This is a genomic window from Variovorax sp. YR634, from assembly GCF_900106655.1.
In the GTDB taxonomy this organism is placed as follows: domain Bacteria; phylum Pseudomonadota; class Gammaproteobacteria; order Burkholderiales; family Burkholderiaceae_C; genus Variovorax.
On sequence record NZ_FNOL01000001.1, the window covers coordinates 244,086 to 263,142 of the forward strand.

22 protein-coding genes are annotated in these 19,057 nt (G+C 66.3%); 20 read left to right on the plus strand and 2 right to left on the minus strand.

The features are described 5' to 3' along the window. The first annotated feature begins 148 nt into the window (after positions 1-148). The 20 genes from BLV60_RS01090 (at position 149) to BLV60_RS01185 (ending at position 16,647) form a co-directional block, all read left to right on the plus strand. Positions 149-1,627, plus strand: a complete 1,479-nt coding sequence (locus BLV60_RS01090) for a glutamate synthase subunit beta (RefSeq protein ID WP_093048566.1) — start codon at positions 149-151, stop codon at positions 1,625-1,627. A gap of 100 nt (positions 1,628-1,727) precedes the next feature. Further along, on the plus strand, positions 1,728-2,558 hold the full coding sequence (locus tag BLV60_RS01095) for an ABC transporter ATP-binding protein (RefSeq protein WP_256328784.1): 831 nt from the start codon (positions 1,728-1,730) through the stop codon (positions 2,556-2,558). Beyond that, on the plus strand, positions 2,555-3,337 hold the full coding sequence (gene mlaE / locus BLV60_RS01100; RefSeq protein ID WP_093048571.1) for a lipid asymmetry maintenance ABC transporter permease subunit MlaE: 783 nt from the start codon (positions 2,555-2,557) through the stop codon (positions 3,335-3,337). The genes BLV60_RS01095 and mlaE overlap by 4 nt, the downstream gene beginning before the upstream one ends. Before the next feature lie 40 nt (positions 3,338-3,377). After that, entirely contained in the window at positions 3,378-3,866 is a 489-nt protein-coding gene (mlaD, locus tag BLV60_RS01105; RefSeq protein ID WP_093048574.1) for an outer membrane lipid asymmetry maintenance protein MlaD, read from the plus strand. Positions 3,867-3,892: 26 nt separating this feature from the next. Further along, on the plus strand, positions 3,893-4,630 hold the full coding sequence (locus tag BLV60_RS01110) for an MlaA family lipoprotein (RefSeq protein ID WP_176928689.1): 738 nt from the start codon (positions 3,893-3,895) through the stop codon (positions 4,628-4,630). A 156-nt stretch (positions 4,631-4,786) separates the two neighbouring features. Beyond that, positions 4,787-5,443, plus strand: coding sequence for an MlaC/ttg2D family ABC transporter substrate-binding protein (locus tag BLV60_RS01115; protein WP_093048580.1), 657 nt, complete (start codon positions 4,787-4,789; stop codon positions 5,441-5,443). A 13-nt stretch (positions 5,444-5,456) separates the two neighbouring features. Next, the gene (locus tag BLV60_RS01120; protein ID WP_093048583.1) at positions 5,457-5,732 is read left to right on the plus strand and encodes an STAS domain-containing protein; all 276 of its coding nucleotides are present in this window, start codon (positions 5,457-5,459) and stop codon (positions 5,730-5,732) included. A gap of 33 nt (positions 5,733-5,765) precedes the next feature. Beyond that, positions 5,766-6,713 (plus strand): ABC transporter ATP-binding protein, encoded by a 948-nt coding sequence (locus BLV60_RS01125; RefSeq protein ID WP_093048586.1) that lies wholly within the window; start codon positions 5,766-5,768, stop codon positions 6,711-6,713. Between the two features lie 5 nt (positions 6,714-6,718). Continuing rightward, complete coding sequence (locus BLV60_RS01130; protein WP_093050307.1) at positions 6,719-7,474, plus strand: ABC transporter permease; 756 nt, start codon at positions 6,719-6,721, stop codon at positions 7,472-7,474. Positions 7,475-7,496: 22 nt separating this feature from the next. After that, complete coding sequence (locus BLV60_RS01135; RefSeq protein WP_093048598.1) at positions 7,497-7,739, plus strand: BolA family protein; 243 nt, start codon at positions 7,497-7,499, stop codon at positions 7,737-7,739. Positions 7,740-7,780: 41 nt separating this feature from the next. Continuing rightward, on the plus strand, positions 7,781-9,073 hold the full coding sequence (gene murA, locus BLV60_RS01140) for a UDP-N-acetylglucosamine 1-carboxyvinyltransferase (RefSeq protein ID WP_093048601.1): 1,293 nt from the start codon (positions 7,781-7,783) through the stop codon (positions 9,071-9,073). Further along, complete coding sequence (gene hisG, locus BLV60_RS01145) at positions 9,070-9,711, plus strand: ATP phosphoribosyltransferase (protein ID WP_093048604.1); 642 nt, start codon at positions 9,070-9,072, stop codon at positions 9,709-9,711. The genes murA and hisG overlap by 4 nt, the downstream gene beginning before the upstream one ends. An 11-nt stretch (positions 9,712-9,722) precedes the next feature. After that, on the plus strand, positions 9,723-11,045 hold the full coding sequence (hisD, locus tag BLV60_RS01150) for a histidinol dehydrogenase (protein ID WP_093048607.1): 1,323 nt from the start codon (positions 9,723-9,725) through the stop codon (positions 11,043-11,045). Between the two features lie 35 nt (positions 11,046-11,080). Further along, positions 11,081-11,911, plus strand: coding sequence for a hypothetical protein (locus BLV60_RS01155; RefSeq protein ID WP_093048610.1), 831 nt, complete (start codon positions 11,081-11,083; stop codon positions 11,909-11,911). Positions 11,912-11,916: 5 nt separating this feature from the next. Then, entirely contained in the window at positions 11,917-12,267 is a 351-nt protein-coding gene (locus BLV60_RS01160) for a hypothetical protein (protein WP_256216704.1), read from the plus strand. Continuing rightward, positions 12,264-13,358 carry a histidinol-phosphate transaminase gene (gene hisC / locus BLV60_RS01165; RefSeq protein ID WP_093048616.1) on the plus strand — a complete coding sequence of 365 codons (1,095 nt, stop codon included), beginning with the start codon at positions 12,264-12,266 and terminating at the stop codon, positions 13,356-13,358. Before BLV60_RS01160 ends, hisC begins: the two co-directional genes overlap by 4 nt. Further along, entirely contained in the window at positions 13,355-13,972 is a 618-nt protein-coding gene (hisB, locus tag BLV60_RS01170) for an imidazoleglycerol-phosphate dehydratase HisB (protein WP_093048619.1), read from the plus strand. The genes hisC and hisB overlap by 4 nt, the downstream gene beginning before the upstream one ends. A gap of 19 nt (positions 13,973-13,991) precedes the next feature. Continuing rightward, complete coding sequence (hisH, locus tag BLV60_RS01175; RefSeq protein WP_093048622.1) at positions 13,992-14,648, plus strand: imidazole glycerol phosphate synthase subunit HisH; 657 nt, start codon at positions 13,992-13,994, stop codon at positions 14,646-14,648. Between the two features lie 63 nt (positions 14,649-14,711). Beyond that, positions 14,712-15,455 carry a 1-(5-phosphoribosyl)-5-[(5-phosphoribosylamino)methylideneamino]imidazole-4-carboxamide isomerase gene (gene hisA, locus BLV60_RS01180; RefSeq protein WP_093048625.1) on the plus strand — a complete coding sequence of 248 codons (744 nt, stop codon included), beginning with the start codon at positions 14,712-14,714 and terminating at the stop codon, positions 15,453-15,455. Between the two features lie 19 nt (positions 15,456-15,474). Next, positions 15,475-16,647, plus strand: a complete 1,173-nt coding sequence (locus BLV60_RS01185; RefSeq protein WP_093048628.1) for an AAA family ATPase — start codon at positions 15,475-15,477, stop codon at positions 16,645-16,647. A gap of 15 nt (positions 16,648-16,662) precedes the next feature. On the opposite strand, the gene BLV60_RS01190 is transcribed toward BLV60_RS01185, so the two are convergent. Together BLV60_RS01190 and BLV60_RS01195 are read right to left on the minus strand one after the other, a co-directional pair. Next, on the minus strand, positions 16,663-17,586 hold the full coding sequence (locus BLV60_RS01190) for an amino acid ABC transporter substrate-binding protein (RefSeq protein WP_093048631.1): 924 nt from the start codon (positions 17,584-17,586) through the stop codon (positions 16,663-16,665). A gap of 8 nt (positions 17,587-17,594) precedes the next feature. Next, a complete protein-coding gene (locus BLV60_RS01195; RefSeq protein ID WP_093048634.1) occupies positions 17,595-18,899 on the minus strand; it encodes a dicarboxylate/amino acid:cation symporter in 1,305 nt (434 codons plus the stop codon). Positions 18,900-19,057 lie beyond the last annotated feature (158 nt).

A 19,057-nucleotide genomic window follows, 5' to 3' on the forward strand; every position in this document is an offset into this window, starting at 1 on the left:
TCCCTGTACGGCATGCAGCGCGTGAAAGAGTCACAGCCCCTTCGGGGAACACCGCGGAACCGGCTTTGCCGGGCCGCTGGTGTTGCCCCCTTGAGGGGGGAGGCGGCTACACGCAGTGAGCAAGCAACGGGGGTGTAAAGGAATCACGATGGGAAAGATCACCGGCTTCATGGAGCATGAGCGTGTCGAAGAGGGCTACAAGCCCATCGAAGAGCGCGTCAAGCACTACAAGGAATTCGTCGTCGGCCTGAACACCGAACAGGCCAAGGTGCAGGGCGCGCGCTGCATGGACTGCGGCACGCCGTTCTGCAACAGCGGCTGCCCGGTCAACAACATCATTCCGGACTTCAACGACCTCGTGTACCGCAACGACTGGCAAAACGCCTTCGCGGTGCTCGACTCGACCAACAACTTCCCCGAGTTCACCGGCCGCATCTGCCCCGCGCCCTGCGAGGCGGCCTGCGTGCTCAACGTGAACGACGACGCGGTCGGCATCAAGTCGCTGGAGCACGCGATCATCGACCGCGCCTGGGACGAAGGCTGGGTGGCGCCGCGCGTCGCCAAGCACAAGACCGGCAAGAAGGTGGCGGTGGTAGGTTCGGGTCCGGCCGGCATGGCGGCTGCGCAGCAACTCGCGCGCGCCGGCCACGACGTGACGCTGTTCGAGAAGAACGACCGCATCGGCGGCCTGCTGCGCTACGGCATTCCCGACTTCAAGATGGAGAAGTCGCACATCGATCGCCGCGTCGAGCAGATGAAGGCCGAAGGCGTGACCTTCCGCACCGGCGTGATGGTCGGCGCCGCGAAGGACCCGCTGGGCAAGGGCTCCAAGGTCACGAACCTGGCCAAGGAAACCGTCACGCCTGAGCAACTGCAAAAAGAATTCGATGCCGTGCTGCTCACGGGCGGTGCAGAGCAATCGCGCGACCTGCCGGTGCCCGGCCGCGACCTCGACGGCATCCATTTCGCGATGGAGTTCCTGCCGCAGCAGAACCGCGTCAACGCGGGCGACAAGGTCAAGGGCCAGTTGCGCGCCGACGGCAAGCACGTGATCGTCATCGGCGGTGGCGACACCGGCTCCGACTGCGTGGGCACCAGCAACCGCCATGGCGCGGTCAGCGTCACGCAGTTCGAGCTGATGCCCCAGCCGCCCGAGGAAGAAAACCGCCCGCTGACCTGGCCGTACTGGCCGATCAAGCTGCGCACCAGCTCCAGCCATGAAGAGGGCTGCGAGCGCGAGTTCGCGATCTCCACCAAGGAATTCATCGGCGAAAAGGGCAAGGTCACCGGCCTGAAGACCGTTCGCGTCGAATGGAAGGACGGCAAGATGCAGGAAGTGGCCGGCAGCGAGCAGATCCTCAAGGCCGACCTGGTGCTGCTCGCGATGGGCTTCATCAGCCCCGTGGCCACCGTGCTCGACGCCTTCGGCGTGGAGAAGGATGCCCGCGGCAACGCCAAGGCCACGGTCGACTTCATCGGCGGCTATGTCACCAACATTCCGAAGGTTTTTGCCGCCGGCGACATCCGCCGCGGACAGTCGCTGGTGGTGTGGGCCATTCGTGAAGGCCGTCAGGCTGCGCGCTCGGTGGATGAGTTCCTGATGGGGTTCAGCGACCTGCCGCGCTGAATTTTGTTTCAATTTCGCGGGGCCGGTCACGGCCCCGTTATCATCCGCGTCAAACCGCATGCCGGGATGCTTGAAAAAGCGCCCCGGCTTTTTTATTGAGATGGACCCAGCCGCACCACTGCCACATCCCTTCGTAGAGTTCCGCGACGTCACGTTCGGCTATGGTGCACGCGCCATCCTCGACGGCGTTTCGTTCTCCGTGCCGCGAGGCAAGGTAACGGCCCTGATGGGGGCATCGGGCGGTGGCAAGACCACCGTGCTGCGCCTTATCGGCGGGCAGCAGAAGGCACAGCGTGGCGAGGTGCTCTTCGACGGCCACGATGTCGGCAAGTTCGATGCAACCGCGCTCTACGCGGCGCGGCGCCGCATGGGCATGCTCTTTCAGTTCGGCGCGCTGTTCACCGACATGACCGTGTTCGACAACGTGGCGTTTCCGCTGCGCGAGCACACACAACTCTCCGAAGCGCTGGTACGCGACGTGGTGCTCATGAAGCTGGACGCCGTCGGCCTGCGCGGTGCCCGCGACCTGATGCCCAGCGAGGTGTCGGGCGGCATGGCGCGGCGCGTGGCGCTGGCGCGCGCAATTGCGCTCGACCCCGACCTCGTGATGTACGACGAACCTTTCGCGGGGCTCGATCCGATCTCGCTCGGCACCGCCGCGCGCCTGATCCGCCAGCTCAACGACACGCTGGGGCTCACCAGCATCATCGTGTCGCACGATCTCGAAGAAACCTTCCGCATCGCCGACCACGTGATCATCCTGGCCAACGGCGGCATCGCCGCGCAGGGCACGCCCGACGAAGTGCGCCACAGCGCCGATCCGCTGGTCCATCAGTTCGTCAATGCGCTGCCCGACGGGCCTGTGCGCTTCCATTACCCGGGCGTCAGCATCGAGGACGACTTCGGCAATGTCGAAGGAGGGCGCTCATGAGCTGGTGGAAGCCTGCCGACGTCGGCTTCGGCGTGCGCCGCCATCTGGCCAACCTGGGCTATGGCGCGAAGCTGTTCATGCGCCTGGTCGGCCCGGGCGCGCAGATCATGCGCCGCTTCGGGCTGGTGCGTGACCAGATCCATTTTTTGGGCAATTACTCGCTCGCGATCATCGGCGTGTCGGGGCTGTTCGTGGGCTTCGTGCTCGGGCTGCAGATGTACTACGCGCTGCAGCGCTACGGCTCTTCCGAAGCGCTCGGTCTGCTGGTCACGCTGAGCCTGGTGCGCGAGCTCGGGCCCGTGGTGGCGGCCTTGCTGTTCACCGGGCGCGCGGGGACGTCGCTCACCGCGGAGATCGGTCTCATGAAGGCTGACGAGCAGCTGAGCGCCATGGAGATGATGGCGGTCGACCCGGTGCAGCGCATCCTCGCGCCGCGCTTCTGGGCCGGCGTCATCACCATGCCGCTGCTGGCGGCGGTGTTCAGCGCGGTCGGCATCATGGGCGGCTACGTGGTGGGCGTGCTGATGCTGGGCGTGGACCCGGGCGCGTTCTGGGGCCAGATGCAGGGCGGCGTCGACGTGTGGCGCGACGTCGGCAACGGCGTCATCAAGAGCATCGTCTTCGGCTTCACCGTGACCTTCATCGCGCTGCTGCAGGGCTATGAAGCCCAGCCCACGCCCGAAGGCGTGTCGCGTGCGACCACGCGAACCGTGGTGTCGGCATCGCTGGCGGTGCTGGGGCTGGACTTCCTGCTCACCGCCATGATGTTCAGTATCTAAAGAGGCTCGGCCTCCATCGTTCTAGACAGAGAGTCAAACCATGCAACGTTCCAACAACGACATCTGGGTCGGCCTGTTCGTCCTGATCGGCGCGGCGGCGCTGCTGTTTCTCGCGCTGCAGTCGGCCAACCTGCTGAGCCTGAATTTCCAGAAGACCTATTCGGTGACCGCGCGCTTCGACAACATCGGCGGGCTCAAGCCGCAAACCGCTGTGAAGAGCGCGGGGGTTGTGGTCGGCCGCGTGGAGTCCATCTCCTTCAACGACAAGTCCTTTCAGGCCGACGTCACGCTGGCTTTGCAAAACCGCTACAGTTTTCCCAAGGACAGTTCGCTCAAGATCCTGACCAGTGGCCTGCTCGGCGAGCAGTACATCGGGATCGAGGCGGGCGCCGAGGACAAGAACTTGCAGGCCGGCGACACCATCACCTCGACCCAATCGGCCGTGGTGCTTGAAAACCTGATCAGCCAGTTTCTGTACAGCAAGGCAGCCGAAGGCAATTCGACGCCTGGAACAGCCAACAAGAAATGAAAACACGATCTTTTTTGTCTTCTGCTATGAATAACGTAGCAATTCGCGCCCGTTGGGTGGGCGCAGCAGCTTTTTTTGCACTGGTGGCCGGTTGCGCCACCGGACCCAACGCCAATCCGGCCGACCCTCTCGAGCCGTTCAACCGCGGGGTCTCGCGCTTCAACGACACCGTTGACGACGCAGTGCTCGTTCCCGTGGCCACGGCCTACCAGAAGGCGCTGCCTTCGATGGTGCGCACCGGCGTGAACAACTTCTTCGGCAACATCGGCGATGTCTGGAGCCTGGCCAACAACGTGGCCCAGCTCAAGCTGCAGAACAGCGCCGAGACATTCATGCGCCTGAACGTCAACACCTTCTTCGGGCTCGGCGGCCTGCTGGACGTTGCGACCGAGGCCGGCATTCCCCGCCACGAGGAAGACTTCGGCCAGACGCTGGGCTACTGGGGCGTGGGCCCGGGCCCGTACGTCGTGCTGCCGCTGCTGGGCTCCTCGACACTGCGCGACACCGCGGCCAAGCCGCTCGACATGTACGGCGACCCGCTGGGCCATGTGGAAGACATCCCCTGGCGCAATTCGCTGACGGTGCTGCGCATCGTCGACACGCGCTCGCAATACCTGCGCGCAAGCCGCCTGCTCGGCGATGCGGCGCTCGACAAGTATTCGTTCACGCGCGATGCGTTCCTGCAGCGCCGCCGCAGCCAGGTCTACGACGGCAACCCGCCGGACGACGGCGGTGGCAGTGACGGTGGTGGCAGCGACAAGTAAGCCGCAAGAGGAGGGGGCGCTGCTTGCATCCGGTTGCAAGGCTTCACCTCCCGGACAGGAACCCGGTCGGCCCCAGGGGGCTCGAATCCGTTCCTGTCTCAGCACCCGGTTTTTTCGGGTGCCTGCAGATTTTCAAACTTGAATGAGGGACTCTTCATGAACAACAAGACCTTGCAACGTCGCGATCTCGGCCGCCTGGTGCTGGCCGGCGCCCTGCTGTTCGGTGCGGCTGTCGCCTTCGTCCAGCCCGCCCGTGCCGCCGATGAAGCGCCTGATGCGCTCGTCAAGCGCCTTTCGACCGACGTGCTCGAAACGATCAAGGCCGACTCGTCCATCAAGTCGGGCGACGTCAACAAGATCATGCTGCTGGTCGACAGCAAGATCATGCCCAACGTCAACTTCCAGCGCATGACGGCCTCGGCAGTCGGCCCGGCCTGGCGCACTGCAACGCCCGAACAGCAAAAACGCCTGCAGGACGAGTTCAAGGCCCTGCTGGTGCGCACCTATGCCGGCGCCCTCGACCAGGTGACCGACCAGACCGTCACCATCCGCCCGTTCCGCGGCTCGCCTGACGACAAGGACGTGCTGGTGCGCACCGAGGTCCAAGGCCGCGGTGATCCGGTGCAGCTCGACTACCGCCTTGAAAAGACCCCCGGCCAGGGCGCCGGCTGGAAGGTCTACAACCTGAATGTGCTGGGCGTGTGGCTGGTCGACACCTACCGCACCCAGTTCGCGCAGGAAATCAACAAGAGCGGCATCGACGGCCTGATCGCCGCGCTGGCCGCGCGCAACAAGGGCAACGGCAAGGGCTGACCGGGCGCACGCGATGCTGGTCCTGCCCACCCGACTCACCCATGACGAGGCCCCCGCCTGCATGCGCATGCTGCAGCAGGGGCTGAAAGGCCAGGCCGACTCGTCGTCCACCGTGGTCGACGCGACTGCGCTGGCCCAGTTCGATTCTTCGGCGCTGGCCGTGCTGCTCGAATGCCGGCGCGAGTCGAGCGCACTGGGCCGCGGCTTCTCCGTCAAGGGCCTGTCGCCTCGCTTGCGCGAACTCGCGGCGCTGTATGGCATTGCGGGCCTTTTGCCCGCCGCGCCCTGAAAAAGTAACGGCCCCTTAAAATCGCGGGCTCCCATGCCCGCGATTTCATTTCAATCGGTCTCCAAGACCTACCCCCCCTCCAGACAGCAAAAAGCCCAGGGCAAGCCAGGGCTCAAGGCCGTCGACGAGGTCAGCTTCCAGATCGAACCGGGCGAGTTCTTCGGCCTGCTCGGCCCGAACGGCGCGGGCAAGACCACCCTGATCAGCATGCTCGCGGGCCTGTCGCGGCCCACGGCCGGCGCCATCAGCGTCCACGGCTTCGACGTGCAGCGCGACTTTGCACAGGCGCGCCGCCAGCTCGGCATCGTGCCGCAGGAGCTGGTGTTCGACCCCTTCTTCAACGTGCGCGAATCGCTGCGCATCCAGTCGGGCTACTTCGGCATCAAGAACAACGAGGCCTGGATCGACGAGCTGCTGCAAAGCCTGGGCCTCGCCGACAAGGCCACGGCCAACATGCGCCAGCTCTCGGGCGGCATGAAGCGCCGGGTGCTGGTGGCACAGGCGCTGGTGCACAAGCCGCCGGTGATCGTGCTCGACGAGCCCACTGCCGGTGTCGACGTCGAACTGCGCCAGACGCTCTGGCAGTTCGTCGCCCGGCTCAACAAGCAGGGCAGCACCGTGCTGCTCACCACCCACTACCTCGAAGAGGCCGAGGCGCTGTGCAGCCGCATCGCGATGCTCAAGCAGGGCCGCGTGATCGCACTCGACCGCACCAGCGAACTGCTGAAATCGGCCGCGAGCAACGTGCTGCGCTTCAAGACCGACGCCATGCTGCCCTGGGCCATTGCACAGCATGCGCGCATCACCGGGCGCATCGTGCAGCTGCCGGCGCAGAACGCCCATGAAGTCGAACAACTGCTGGCCGCGATCCGCGAAGCCGGCGTCGCGGTGGAAGACGTGGAAATGCGCAAGGCCGACCTGGAAGACGTGTTCATCGACCTGATGGCCGGCGAGCAAACCCCGCTGGAGGTGGCGCGATGATGGCCGTGACCGGTTGGCGCGCGCTGCTCTACAAGGAGACGCTGCGCTTCTGGAAGGTCGGCTTCCAGACCGTGGGGGCGCCGGTGCTCACCGCACTGCTGTACCTGATGGTGTTCGGCCATGTGCTCGAAGACCACGTGAAGGTCTACGGCACGATCGGCTACACGGCCTTCCTGGTGCCTGGCCTCGTGATGATGAGCGTGCTGCAGAACGCCTTTGCCAACAGCTCGTCGTCGATCATCCAGAGCAAGATCATGGGCAACCTGGTCTTCGTGCTGCTCACGCCGCTGTCGCACTGGGGTTGGTTCTTCGCCTATGTGGGCTCGTCCGTCATCCGCGGGCTGGCCGTGGGGCTGGGCGTGTTCGTCGTCACGGTGCTGTTCGCGCAGCCGAGTTTCGTTGCGCCGGTCTGGATCATCGTGTTCGCGCTGCTGGGCTCGGCCATGCTGGGAACACTTGGCCTCATCGCCGGTCTCTGGGCCGAGAAGTTCGACCAGATGGCGGTGTTCCAGAACTTCCTGATCATGCCCATGACCTTCCTGTCGGGCGTGTTCTATTCGATCGGCTCGCTGCCGCCGTTCTGGCAAAGCGTGAGCCACCTGAACCCGTTCTTCTACATGATCGACGGCTTCCGCTACGGCTTCTTCGGCGTGAGCGACGCCTCGCCCTGGCTGAGCTTGGGCATCGTCGGCACCGCCTGGCTGGTGGTGAGCGCGATTGCCGTCCACCTGCTTCGCATCGGCTACAAAATCCGGGGCTGAACAAAGCCTCTTCCCACACCCCATGACCGCCGAACAACTCCAGGCCCTGATCCAGTCCCATCTCCCGTGCGAGCACATCACGCTCGAGGGCGATGGCCGACATTGGTACGCCACCATCGTCTCGGCCGAATTCGAGGGCAAGCGCTCGATCCAGCGCCATCAGCGGGTCTACGCCACCCTCGGTGCGAAAATGCACACCGACGAGGTGCACGCGCTTTCGATGAAGACCTACACGCCGGCCGAATGGGCGGCAGTGGAAAAATAACTCCCGGCCCCTCGTGGCCTCCTGACTTCGCTGGAACTTCGATGGACAAACTTCTGATTCGCGGCGGGCGAGAGCTCCGCGGCGAAGTACTCATTTCCGGCGCCAAGAACGCCGCGCTGCCCGAGCTGTGCGCGGCGCTGCTGACCGACCAGCCCGTGACGCTGCACAACGTGCCGCGCCTGCAGGACGTGTCGACCATGCTCAAGCTGGTGCGCAACATGGGCGTGACGGCCGAGCGCAACGACAACGGCACGGTCCGCCTGAATGCCGGCGACCTCGGCAACCCCGAGGCGCCCTACGAGCTGGTCAAGACCATGCGCGCCTCCGTGCTGGCCCTGGGCCCGCTGCTGGCGCGCTTCGGCCATGCCAGGGTGTCGCTGCCCGGCGGCTGCGCCATCGGCTCGCGGCCGGTCGACCAGCACATCAAGGGCCTGCAAGCCATGGGCGCAGAGATCGTGGTCGAGCACGGCTACATGGTCGCGCGCCTGCCCGAAGGCCGCACCCGCCTGAAGGGCGCGCGCATCCTGACCGACATGGTCACCGTCACCGGCACCGAGAATTTCCTTATGGCAGCCGCGCTGGCCGAGGGCGAAACGCTGCTCGAAAACGCCGCGCAGGAGCCCGAGATCGTCGACCTCGCCGAAATGCTGATCCGCATGGGAGCGAAGATCGAAGGCCACGGCACCAGCCACATCCGCATCCAGGGCGTCGAGAAGCTGCACGGCTGCGAGCACGCCGTGGTGGCCGACCGCATCGAGGCCGGCACTTTCCTGTGCGCCGTAGCTGCCACGGGCGGCGAGGCCTTCCTGCGCCACGCGCGCGGCGACCACCTCGACGCCGTGATCGACAAGCTGCGCGACGCGGGCTGCACCGTCGCCTCCGAAAAAGACGGCGTGCGCATCAGCTCCAGGGGCCCCGCCTACGAACACCTGAAGGCGCAGAGCTTCAGCACCACCGAGTACCCGGGCTTCCCGACCGACATGCAGGCCCAGTTCATGGCCCTGAACGTGATCGCGCGTGGCGCCTCGATGGTCACGGAAACCATCTTCGAGAACCGCTTCATGCACGTGAACGAGATGGTGCGCCTGGGCGCACGCATCCACGTCGAGGGCAAGGTGGCGATGGTCGAGGGCGTGCAGCAGCTCTCGGGCGCTACCGTGATGGCCACCGACCTGCGCGCCTCGGCCAGTCTGGTCATCGCCGGCCTCGTGGCCGAGGGCGAGACGCTGGTCGATCGCATCTACCACCTCGACCGGGGCTACGACCGCATGGAGTCCAAGCTGCGCGGCCTGGGCGCCGACATCGAACGACTGACCGGAGCTGCCGCCGCATGATCACGCTAGCCCTCTCCAAAGGCCGCATCTTCGAAGAGACGATGCCCCTGCTGGCCGCCGCCGGCATCGAGGTCACCGAAGACCCCGAGAAGTCGCGCAAGCTGATTCTCGAAACCACCCGCCCCGACGTGCGCGTGGTGCTGGTGCGCGCCTCCGACGTGCCCACCTACGTGCAGTACGGCGGCGCCGACCTCGGCGTGACCGGCCTCGACGTGCTGCTCGAGCACGGCAACCAGGGCCTGTACCAGCCGCTCGATCTGCGCATCGCGGCCTGCCGCCTGAGCGTGGCCGTGCGCGCCGACTACGACTACGCCTCGGCCGTGAAGCAGGGCTCGCGCCTGCGCGTGGCCACCAAGTACGTCGGCCTTGCGCGCGACTTCTTCGCCAGCAAGGGCGTGCACGTCGACCTGATCAAGCTCTACGGCAGCATGGAGCTGGCACCGCTCACAGGCCTGGCCGACGCCATCGTCGACCTGGTCTCGACCGGCAACACGCTCAAGGCCAACCACCTCGTCGAGGTGGAGCGCATCATGGACATCAGCGCGCGCCTCGTGGTGAACCAGGCCGCGCTCAAGCTCAAGCGCGAGCCCATCCGCCGCATCGTCGACGCGTTTGCGTCAGCCATTCCCACCGCCTGAACCTCAAGCACATGACTCTGAAAGCAGCCCCCGCCCGTCTGTCCACGACTTCAGCCAGCTTCGACGCTGAATTCAAGGCGCGGCTGCATTGGTCCGCGGACGACGACGCGGCCATCGAGAAGGTTGTGGCCGACATCCTCGCCGACGTGCAGAAGCGCGGTGACGACGCGGTGCTCGAATACACGAATCGCTTCGACAGGCTCGATGCCAAGGCGCTGCCCGAGCTTGAGCTGACGCAAGCCGAACTCAAGGCCGCCTTCGAGGCTCTGCCCGCCGCTCAGCGCGACGCGCTCGAAGCCGCCGCGCGCCGCGTGCGCAGCTACCACGAGGCCCAAAAGAAGGCCAGCGGCGAAAGCTGGAGCTACCGCGATGCAGACGGCACGCTGCTCGGCCAGAAGGTCACGCCGCTCGATCGCGTCGGCATCTACGTGCCGGGCGGCAAGGCCGCGTACCCGTCGAGCGTGCTGATGAACGCCATTCCCGCGCACGTCGCGGGTGTCGGCGAAATCATCATGGTGGTGCCGACGCCGAAGGGCGAAAAGAACCAGCTCGTGCTCGCCGCCGCCTACGTGGCCGGCGTGACGCGCGGCTTCACCATCGGCGGCGCGCAGGCCGTGGCAGCGCTGGCCTACGGCACCGCCACCATCCCTGCCGTCGACAAGATCACCGGCCCCGGCAATGCCTACGTGGCGGCCGCCAAGCGCCGCGTGTTCGGCACCGTGGGCATCGACATGATCGCCGGCCCGAGCGAAATTTTGGTGCTGGCCGACGGCACCACGCCGCCCGAGTGGGTGGCCATGGACCTGTTCAGCCAGGCCGAGCACGACGAGCTGGCCCAGAGCATCCTGCTGTGCCCCGACGCCGCCTACATCGACCGCGTGCAGGCCGAGATCGATCGCCTGCTGCCGGCCATGCCGCGCGCAGAAATCATCGCCGCCTCGCTCAACGGCCGCGGCGCGCTGATTCACACGAAGAGCATGGAAGAGGCCTGCGAGATCAGCAATCGCATCGCCCCCGAGCATCTGGAAGTCAGCAGCAGCGAACCGAACCGCTGGGAGCCGCTGCTGCGCCACGCCGGCGCGATCTTCCTGGGCGCCTTCACCAGCGAAAGCCTGGGCGACTACTGCGCCGGCCCGAACCACGTGCTGCCCACCAGCGGCACGGCGCGCTTTTCCAGCCCGCTGGGCGTGTACGACTTCCAGAAGCGCTCCAGCCTGATCGAGGTCAGCGAGGCGGGCGCCCAGGTGCTGGGCCCGATCGCCGTCACGCTGGCCGAAGGCGAGGGCCTGCAGGCGCACGCCGAAGCTGCCCGCATGCGGCTGCGTAAGATCTGAGCTCAAACAACCGATCACCGGGAGGAGCAAGCAAGATGATCGATCGTCTCCGTCATTCGCGTCTTTTTCGATTCGCCACGGGCCTCGTTGCGGGCGCCGCACTGCTGGCCGCCTGCAGCCAGATGCCGCAGGCGCCGCGCACGTCGGCTGCCGTCAGCGCTACGCCCAGCGCCGCGCCGGCAGCGCCTGCCCCGCAACTCGGCACGCAGTGGGGCGAGGGCCTCGAATCGAAGACCCGCACGGTCATCACCAAGCGCCTGTCCGACCAGCCGGACGACGTGGCCTCGCTGGGCTACAACGAGGCCTCTGCCGTGCGCCGCTCCGTGGGCAGCAATCCTGAGAGCCGCCTGAGCCTGATGCTGGCCGACGGCGACGTCGAATGGTCGGTGCTCGGCGAAGACAGCCGCCCGCTGCCGCTGCAGCGCGCCCGCCGGGGCAGTGGCGGCGAAGACATGTTCCGCCTCGCCGGCGTGCAGGGCTCGCGCTACACGCTGCGCTTTCGCAACCTCAGCGAGCGCAGCTACGAGGTGATCGCCACGGTCGACGGTCTCGACGTGCTCAACGGCAAGCCCGGCAGCCTGCGCAACGGCGGCTATGTGCTGCGCCCGCTGCAGGCGCTCACCATCGAAGGCTTTCGCAAGAGCGAGAACGAGGTCGCGGCCTTCCGCTTTTCCGCGCCCGGCCGTGCCTACGCAGCGAACACCGAAGCGGGCGACGTGCGCAACATCGGCGTGATCGGCGCTGCGCTGTTCGAACTCGAAGAGCGCGACGCACCGCGCCGCCAGCGCCGCGACGCCACCCCGTCGCAGCCCAGCGCCTTCCCGGCCGACGGCGCCTACGCGCCGCCGCCGCGCTACCGCAAGTGATGCCGATGAAGCGTGCCGCCGCCTTCCTGCTGCTCGCGCTGGCGGCCGCCACCGGCGCGCAGGCCATGAGCATCCGCGAACTGCGCACGCTCGAAGCCAGCGAGAAAGACGGCAAGGCCTACGCCAGCTACTACCTGGTCGGTGTGCTCGAAGGCCTGCGCGAAGGTGTCGAATCGTCGCAGCGCAACGGGCAGAAGCCCGTGTTCTGCGTCGAGGGCCGCCGCCTCGAACCCTCCATGGCGCGTTCGCTCTACCAGACCGAGCTGACCCGCAACGCCGACAGTTACGAAGCCGACATGCCAGTGCAACTGGTCATGGCCGGCGCCCTCCGAAACAGCTACCGCTGCACCCGATGACCGCTGCTCCCCAATCCGCCCGCCCGCCGCTCGACCGCATCCGCAACGACGTGCGGTCCATGCATGCCTACGCGGTGCAGGACGCGCGCGGCTTCGTCAAGCTCGACGCCATGGAAAACCCCTTCGGCCTGCCGCCCGCGCTGCAGGCCGAACTCGGCGCGCGCCTCGGTGCGCTGGCGCTCAACCGCTACCCGGGCGAGCGCGGCGCCGACCTTCAGCGCGCGTTGGCCGCGCACGCGCAGATGCCCGAGGGCTTCAGGCTGATGCTGGGCAACGGCTCGGACGAGCTGATTTCGCTGCTGGCCATTGCCTGCGACCTGCCCGGCGCCGCCGTGCTGGCGCCCGTGCCCGGCTTCGTCATGTACGCCATGAGCGCGAAGCTGCAGGGCCTGAAGTTCGTCGGCGTGCCGCTCACGGCCGACTTCGAACTCGACGAAGCCGCCATGCTGTCCGCCATTGCGAGCGAGAAGCCCGCCATCGTCTACCTCGCGTATCCGAACAACCCGACCGCCAACCTCTGGGACGACGCCGTCGTCGAGAAGATCGTCGAAGCCCAGGGCGCGCAGGGCGGCCTGGTGGTGATCGACGAGGCCTACCAGCCCTTTGCCGCCCGCAGCTATATCGACCGGCTCGCGAAGCACGGCCACGTGCTGCTGATGCGCACGCTCAGCAAGTTCGGCCTGGCCGGCATCCGCTTGGGCTACCTCATGGGGCCGGCCGCGCTGGTCGCCGAGGTCGACAAGGTTCGCCCGCCCTACAACATCAGCGTGCTCAACTGCGAGTGCGCGCTGTTCGCGCTGGAGCACGCCGAGGTGTTCGAGGCGCAGGCCCGGCAGATCCGCGAGGAGCGCGAACGCCTGATGATGGGGCTCGGCCGCCTGCCCGGCGTGAAGACCTGGCCCAGCGACGCCAACATGATTCTTCTGCGCGTGCCCGATGCCGCCAAGACCTTCGAGGGCATGAAGGCACACGGCGTTCTGATCAAGAACGTTTCTAAAATGCACGAACTGCTCGCAAACTGCCTGCGCCTCACCGTCGGAACGGCCGACGAGAATGCGCGGATGCTCGCGGCACTCGAAGCCTCACTATGACCACCCCCACCAACCCGGGCAGCGCCGATCGCACCGCGACGGTCACCCGCAACACCGCCGAGACGAAGATCACCGTCAGCGTCAACCTCGACGGCACCGGCAAGGCCAAACTTGCTACCGGTATCGGCTTCTTCGACCACATGCTCGACCAGATCGCCCGCCACGGGCTGATCGACCTCGACATCGACTGCCAGGGCGACCTGCACATCGACGGTCATCACACGGTGGAAGACGTCGGCATCACGCTGGGCCAGGCCGTGGCCAAGGCCATCGGCGACAAGAAGGGCATCCGCCGCTACGGTCACGCCTACGTGCCGCTCGACGAGGCGCTGAGCCGCGTGGTCATCGACTTCTCGGGCCGTCCCGGCCTCGTGATGCACGTGCCGTTCACCAGCGGCATGATCGGCACCTTCGACAGCCAGCTCACCTACGAGTTCTTCCAGGGCTTCGTGAACCACGCCTTCGTCACGCTGCACATCGACAACCTCAAGGGCGTCAATGCGCACCACCAGTGCGAGACGGTGTTCAAGGCCTTCGCGCGCGCCATGCGCGGCGCGCTCGAACTCGACCCGCGTTCCGTCGGCGTCATTCCCTCGACGAAGGGCTCGCTCTGAACGCGTTCGCCCATCAGCTATGAAATCTGTAGCAAATACCGTTGCCGTGGTCGACTACGGCATGGGCAACCTGCACTCCGTGTCGCAGGCCGTGCGCCATGCGGCCGACCAGGTCGGCGTGGAGGTGTTCGTCACCTCCGACCCCGACGTGGTCCGCAAGGCGACCCGCGTGGTGCTGCCGGGGCAGGGCGCTATGCCCGACTGCATGCGCGAGCTGCGCGACTCCGGCCTGCAGGAGTCGGTGCTCGAAGCCGCGGCGAGCAAGCCGCTGTTCGGTGTGTGCGTGGGCATGCAGATGATGCTGTCGCGCAGCGACGAGGGCCCCACCGATGGCCTGGGCCTCATTCCGGGCGAGGTCGTCAAGTTCGACCTGGCTGGCCGCCTGCAGCCCGACGGCAGCCGCTTCAAGGTGCCGCAGATGGGCTGGAACCAGGTGCGCCAGGCCCAGCCGCATGCCGTGTGGGCGGGGGTGCCAGACCAGAGCTACTTCTACTTCGTGCACAGCTTCTACGCCCGCCCGACCGACCCCAAACACAGCGTGGGCGAGGCGGAATATGGCGCGAGCTTTACCGCAGCCATCGCACGCGATAACATTTTTGCAACCCAGTTCCACCCGGAGAAGAGTGCGGACCACGGGCTGCAGCTCTATCGCAACTTCCTCCACTGGAATCCCTGAACCTATTTTTCCGACCGGGCCGAACCTCTCACAGCCCGGCTTCCGCATACTCGCGTCACTTCCATGCTCCTCATTCCCGCCATTGATCTCAAAGACGGCCACTGCGTTCGCCTCAAGCAGGGCGACATGGACCAGTCCACCATCTTCAGCGAGGACCCCGCTGCCATGGCCCGCAAGTGGGTCGAGGCCGGCGCGCGCCGGCTGCACCTGGTCGATCTGAATGGCGCCTTCGCCGGCAAGCCGCAGAACCACGCGGCCATCAAGGCGATCCTGAAAGAGGTGGGCGACGACATTCCGGTGCAGCTCGGCGGCGGCATCCGCGACCTCGACACCATCGAGCGCTACATCGACGACGGCCTGCGCTACGTGATCATCGGCACCGCCGCGGTCAAGAACCCCGGCTTCCTGAAGGACGCCTGCAGCGCCTTCGGCGGCCACATCATCGTGGGCCTGGACGCCAAGGACGGCAAGGTCGCCACCGACGGCTGGAGCAAGCTCACGGGCCACGAGGTGGCCGACCTGGGCAAGAAGTTCGAGGACTACGGCGTCGAGTCGATCATCTACACCGACATCGGCCGCGACGGCATGCTCTCGGGCATCAACATCGAGGCCACCGTCAAGCTCGCGCAGGCGCTGACCATTCCGGTGATCGCCTCGGGCGGCCTGTCGAACATGGCCGACATCGACAAGCTCTGCGCAGTCGAGTCCGATGGTGTCGAGGGTGTGATCTGCGGCCGCGCCATCTATTCGGGCGACCTCGATTTCGCCGCCGCGCAGGCTCGCGCGGACGAACTGGCCGGCGCCTGACGCTCTAACCGCGTAGCGCGTGCTTTCCGCGCTCGCCATCGCCAATTACCGCTCGCTGCGGCAGCTGACCGTGCCGCTGGGCCGGCTCACGGTCGTGACCGGGGCCAACGGCAGTGGCAAGTCGAGCGTGTACCGGGCGATGCGTCTGCTGGCGGACATCGCCAATGGCGGCGTGATCCGCTCGCTGGTGCGCGAGGGTGGGCTTTCATCGACCTTGTGGGCCGGGCCCGAGCGCTTCTCGGCGGCCATGCTGCGGGGCGAGGTGCCGGTGCAGGGCACATCGCGCAGCGAGCCGGTCGCGCTGAAGCTGGGGTTCGCTGGCGTCGAGGCTGAAGATTTCGGCTACGCCATCGACATCGGCCTGCCGCCACCGAGTTCATCGACGGCCTTTTCGAGCGACCCGCAGATCAAGCACGAGGCCATCTGGAGCGGCCCGCTGCTGCGCCCCTCGACGCAGCTGGTCGACCGCAAGGGCGCCGCGCTGCGCCTGCGTGAGGGCAAGAGCTGGCAGGCTGTCGGCCGGCCGATTCCGGCCTTCGCCAGCATGATGACGGAGCACGCCGACCCGCGCGATGCACCCGAGATGCTCACGCTGCGCGAGCAGATGCGCTCCTGGCGCTTCTACGACCACTTCCGCTCCGACGCCGATGCGCCCGCGCGCCAGCCTCAACTGGGCACGTACACGCCGGTGCTGGCCAACGACGGCGCTGATCTGGCCGCGGCGTTGCAGACCATCCGAGAGATCGGCGACGGCGAAGCACTCGACCGCGCGGTGGACGACGCCTTCCCCGGCGCAAGCATCGAGGTTCAGGTGACAGGCGACCGCTTCGAGACGCTGATGCGCCAGCACGGCCTGCTGCGGCCCCTTACAGCCGCTGAACTCTCCGACGGCACCCTGCGCTACCTGTTGTGGATTGCGGCGCTGCTCACGCCCCGCCCGCCTGCGCTGCTGGTGCTCAATGAGCCCGAGACCAGCCTGCACCCCGACCTGCTGCCGGCCCTGGGGCGGTTGATTGCGCAGGCCGCGCGGCAGTCGCAGGTGATCGTGGTGTCGCACGCCGCCCGGCTGATTGCCGCGCTGGACGACAGCGAAGGCCTGCAGCCGGTAGTGCTCGAAAAGCAGTTCGGCGAAACGCGCATCGCCAACCTCGACATGAGCGAAATACCGCGCTGGGATTGGCCAGCGCGGTAGCAGTTGAATGAGGGCTTATTCGGCCTTCACCGACATCGTCTGGATAATCGTTTCCAGCTGCGCGCTCATCGGCAGGTTGATGCTTTCCCCCGACGGCAGCTTGCGCAGGAACCAGCGCTTGTACTGCCGCTCGATCTCGCCGTCTTCCGCCAGCACCTGGAAGGTGTCGACGACCACCTTGTTCAGCTGCGGGTCGCCCTTGCGGTACATGATCCCGTAGGGGTCGTAGGAGAGGAAGTCGCCGACCACTTCGTAGTCGGCCTTGGCGGCGTCTTGCGCGATCAGGCCGTAGAGCAGCACGTCGTCGGTCGCGAAGGCATCGGCCTGGCCGCTCTTCACCAGCCCGAACGACTCCGCATGGTCGCGCGTCACCTGCAGGTTGATGTTCAGCTTGAACTTCTCCGACAGGTCGCGCAGCGTCTTCTCGTTGGTGGTGCCGGCCGTCACTGCCACCTTCCTGCCCGCGAGGTCGCGGAACGACTTGATCGGCGAGCCCTTCTTCACCAGCACCTTGGTGCCCGAGACGAACATCGTGGGCGAGAAACTCACGCGCTTCTGGCGTTCGAGGTTGTTGGTGGTCGAGCCGCATTCCAGGTCGACCTTGCCGCTCGCGACCGCGTCGATGCGAGAGTCCGACGTGACGGGCACCCACTTGATCGTGAGGCTCCTGTTCACCGCGTCCTCGATGGCCGTTACCAGCGCGCGGCAAAGCTCGATCGAATAGCCGATCGGCTCCTTGCGCGCATTGAGGTACGAGAACGGCACCGACGACTCGCGGTAGCCGATGGTGATGGCGCCGGTTTCGCGGGCCTTGGCGAGGGTGCCGGTCAGCGCGGTGGGCGCTGCCTGTTCCTGCGCCTGTGCCGGTGCCGCCAGCACGAACACGGCGGCCGCCAGCAGTCCGGCGAGGAAAACCGACAGCGTGGCCTTGGGCTTCATGGCGCGCCTCACGCGTGGGCGGGGTGGGCGAGGGTGGCGCTGGCTTCCTCGTCGAGCGCCTTGGCGTTGACCTCGGCATCGCTCTCGGACATCAGCTCGCCCTCCCACTTGGCAACCACCGCGGTGGCGATGGAGTTGCCCACTGCGTTGGTGGCCGAGCGGCCCATGTCGAGGAAGGTGTCCACGCCCAGGATCAGCAGCAGGCCGGCCTCGGGAATGTCGAAGTGGTTCAGCGTGGCTGCGATCACCACCAGCGAGGCGCGCGGCACGCCGGCCATGCCCTTGGAGGTGAGCATCAGGATCAGCAGCATGGTGATCTGCGTGCTGATCGGCATGTGGATGTTGTAGGCCTGCGCGATGAAGAGCACGGCGAAGGTGCAGTACATCATCGAGCCGTCGAGGTTGAACGAGTAGCCCATCGGCATCACGAAGCTGGAGATCTTGCGCTTCACGCCGAAACGGTCGAGCGCCTGCAGGATCTTCGGGTAGGCCGCTTCCGAACTGGCAGTGGCAAACGACAGCAGGAAGGCTTCCTTGATGAGCACCAGCAGCTTGAACACGCGCGGGCCGAGGAACAGGAAGCCCGCCAGCACCAGCACGCTCCACAGCACGAACAGGCCCAGGTAGAAGTCGCCCATGAACACCGCGAACTTCAGCAGGATACCCAGGCCGTTGACGGCCACCGTGGCGGCCATGGCGGCCAGCACCGCGAGCGGCGCGAGCTTCATGACGTAGCCGGTGATCTTGAGCATGGCGTGCGACAGCTCCTCGATGGCGGCGACCAGCGTCTTGGCCTTGTCGCCCAGCGAGGCGAGCGCCACGCCGAAGAACATCGAGAACACCACGATCTGCAGGATCTCGTTGTTGGCCATGGCCTCGACGAAGGACTTCGGCACCGTGTGGCTCACGAAGTCTTTCAGCGTGAATTTCGAGGTGGCAAGGTTGGCCGAGGCGCCGATGTCGGGCAGCGGCAGGCCGAGGTTTTCGCCGGGCTTGAGCAGGTTGGCCATGACCAGGCCGATGACCAGCGAGATCAGCGAAGCGGTGAGAAACCAGCCGATGGCCTTGCCGAAAACGCGGCCGACCGACTTGGCGTCGCCCATGTGCGCGATGCCCACCACCAGCGTGGAGAACACCAGCGGGCCGATCAGCATCTTGATCAGGCGCAGGAACACGTCCGAGATGATGGAGACGTAGTCTGCGATTTCTTTCGCGGCTTTCTTGTCCGGAAAGCTGGAGAAGATCATGTAGCCCACGATGATGCCGAGCACCATCGCGATCAGGATCCAGGCGGCCATCGGCAGCTTCTTCATGCGTATCCCCTTGTCGTGTGAGAGTAGTTTTTCCGAGTGCACGGGACCGACTTGCACGTTGTCCCTCGATGCAAGCGATCACAGGGTATCCAAGAAGGCCCCGGGCACGCAATGGCCCTTGATGCCAATTCCGTGCCACGGTGCGGGTGCTGCCTACA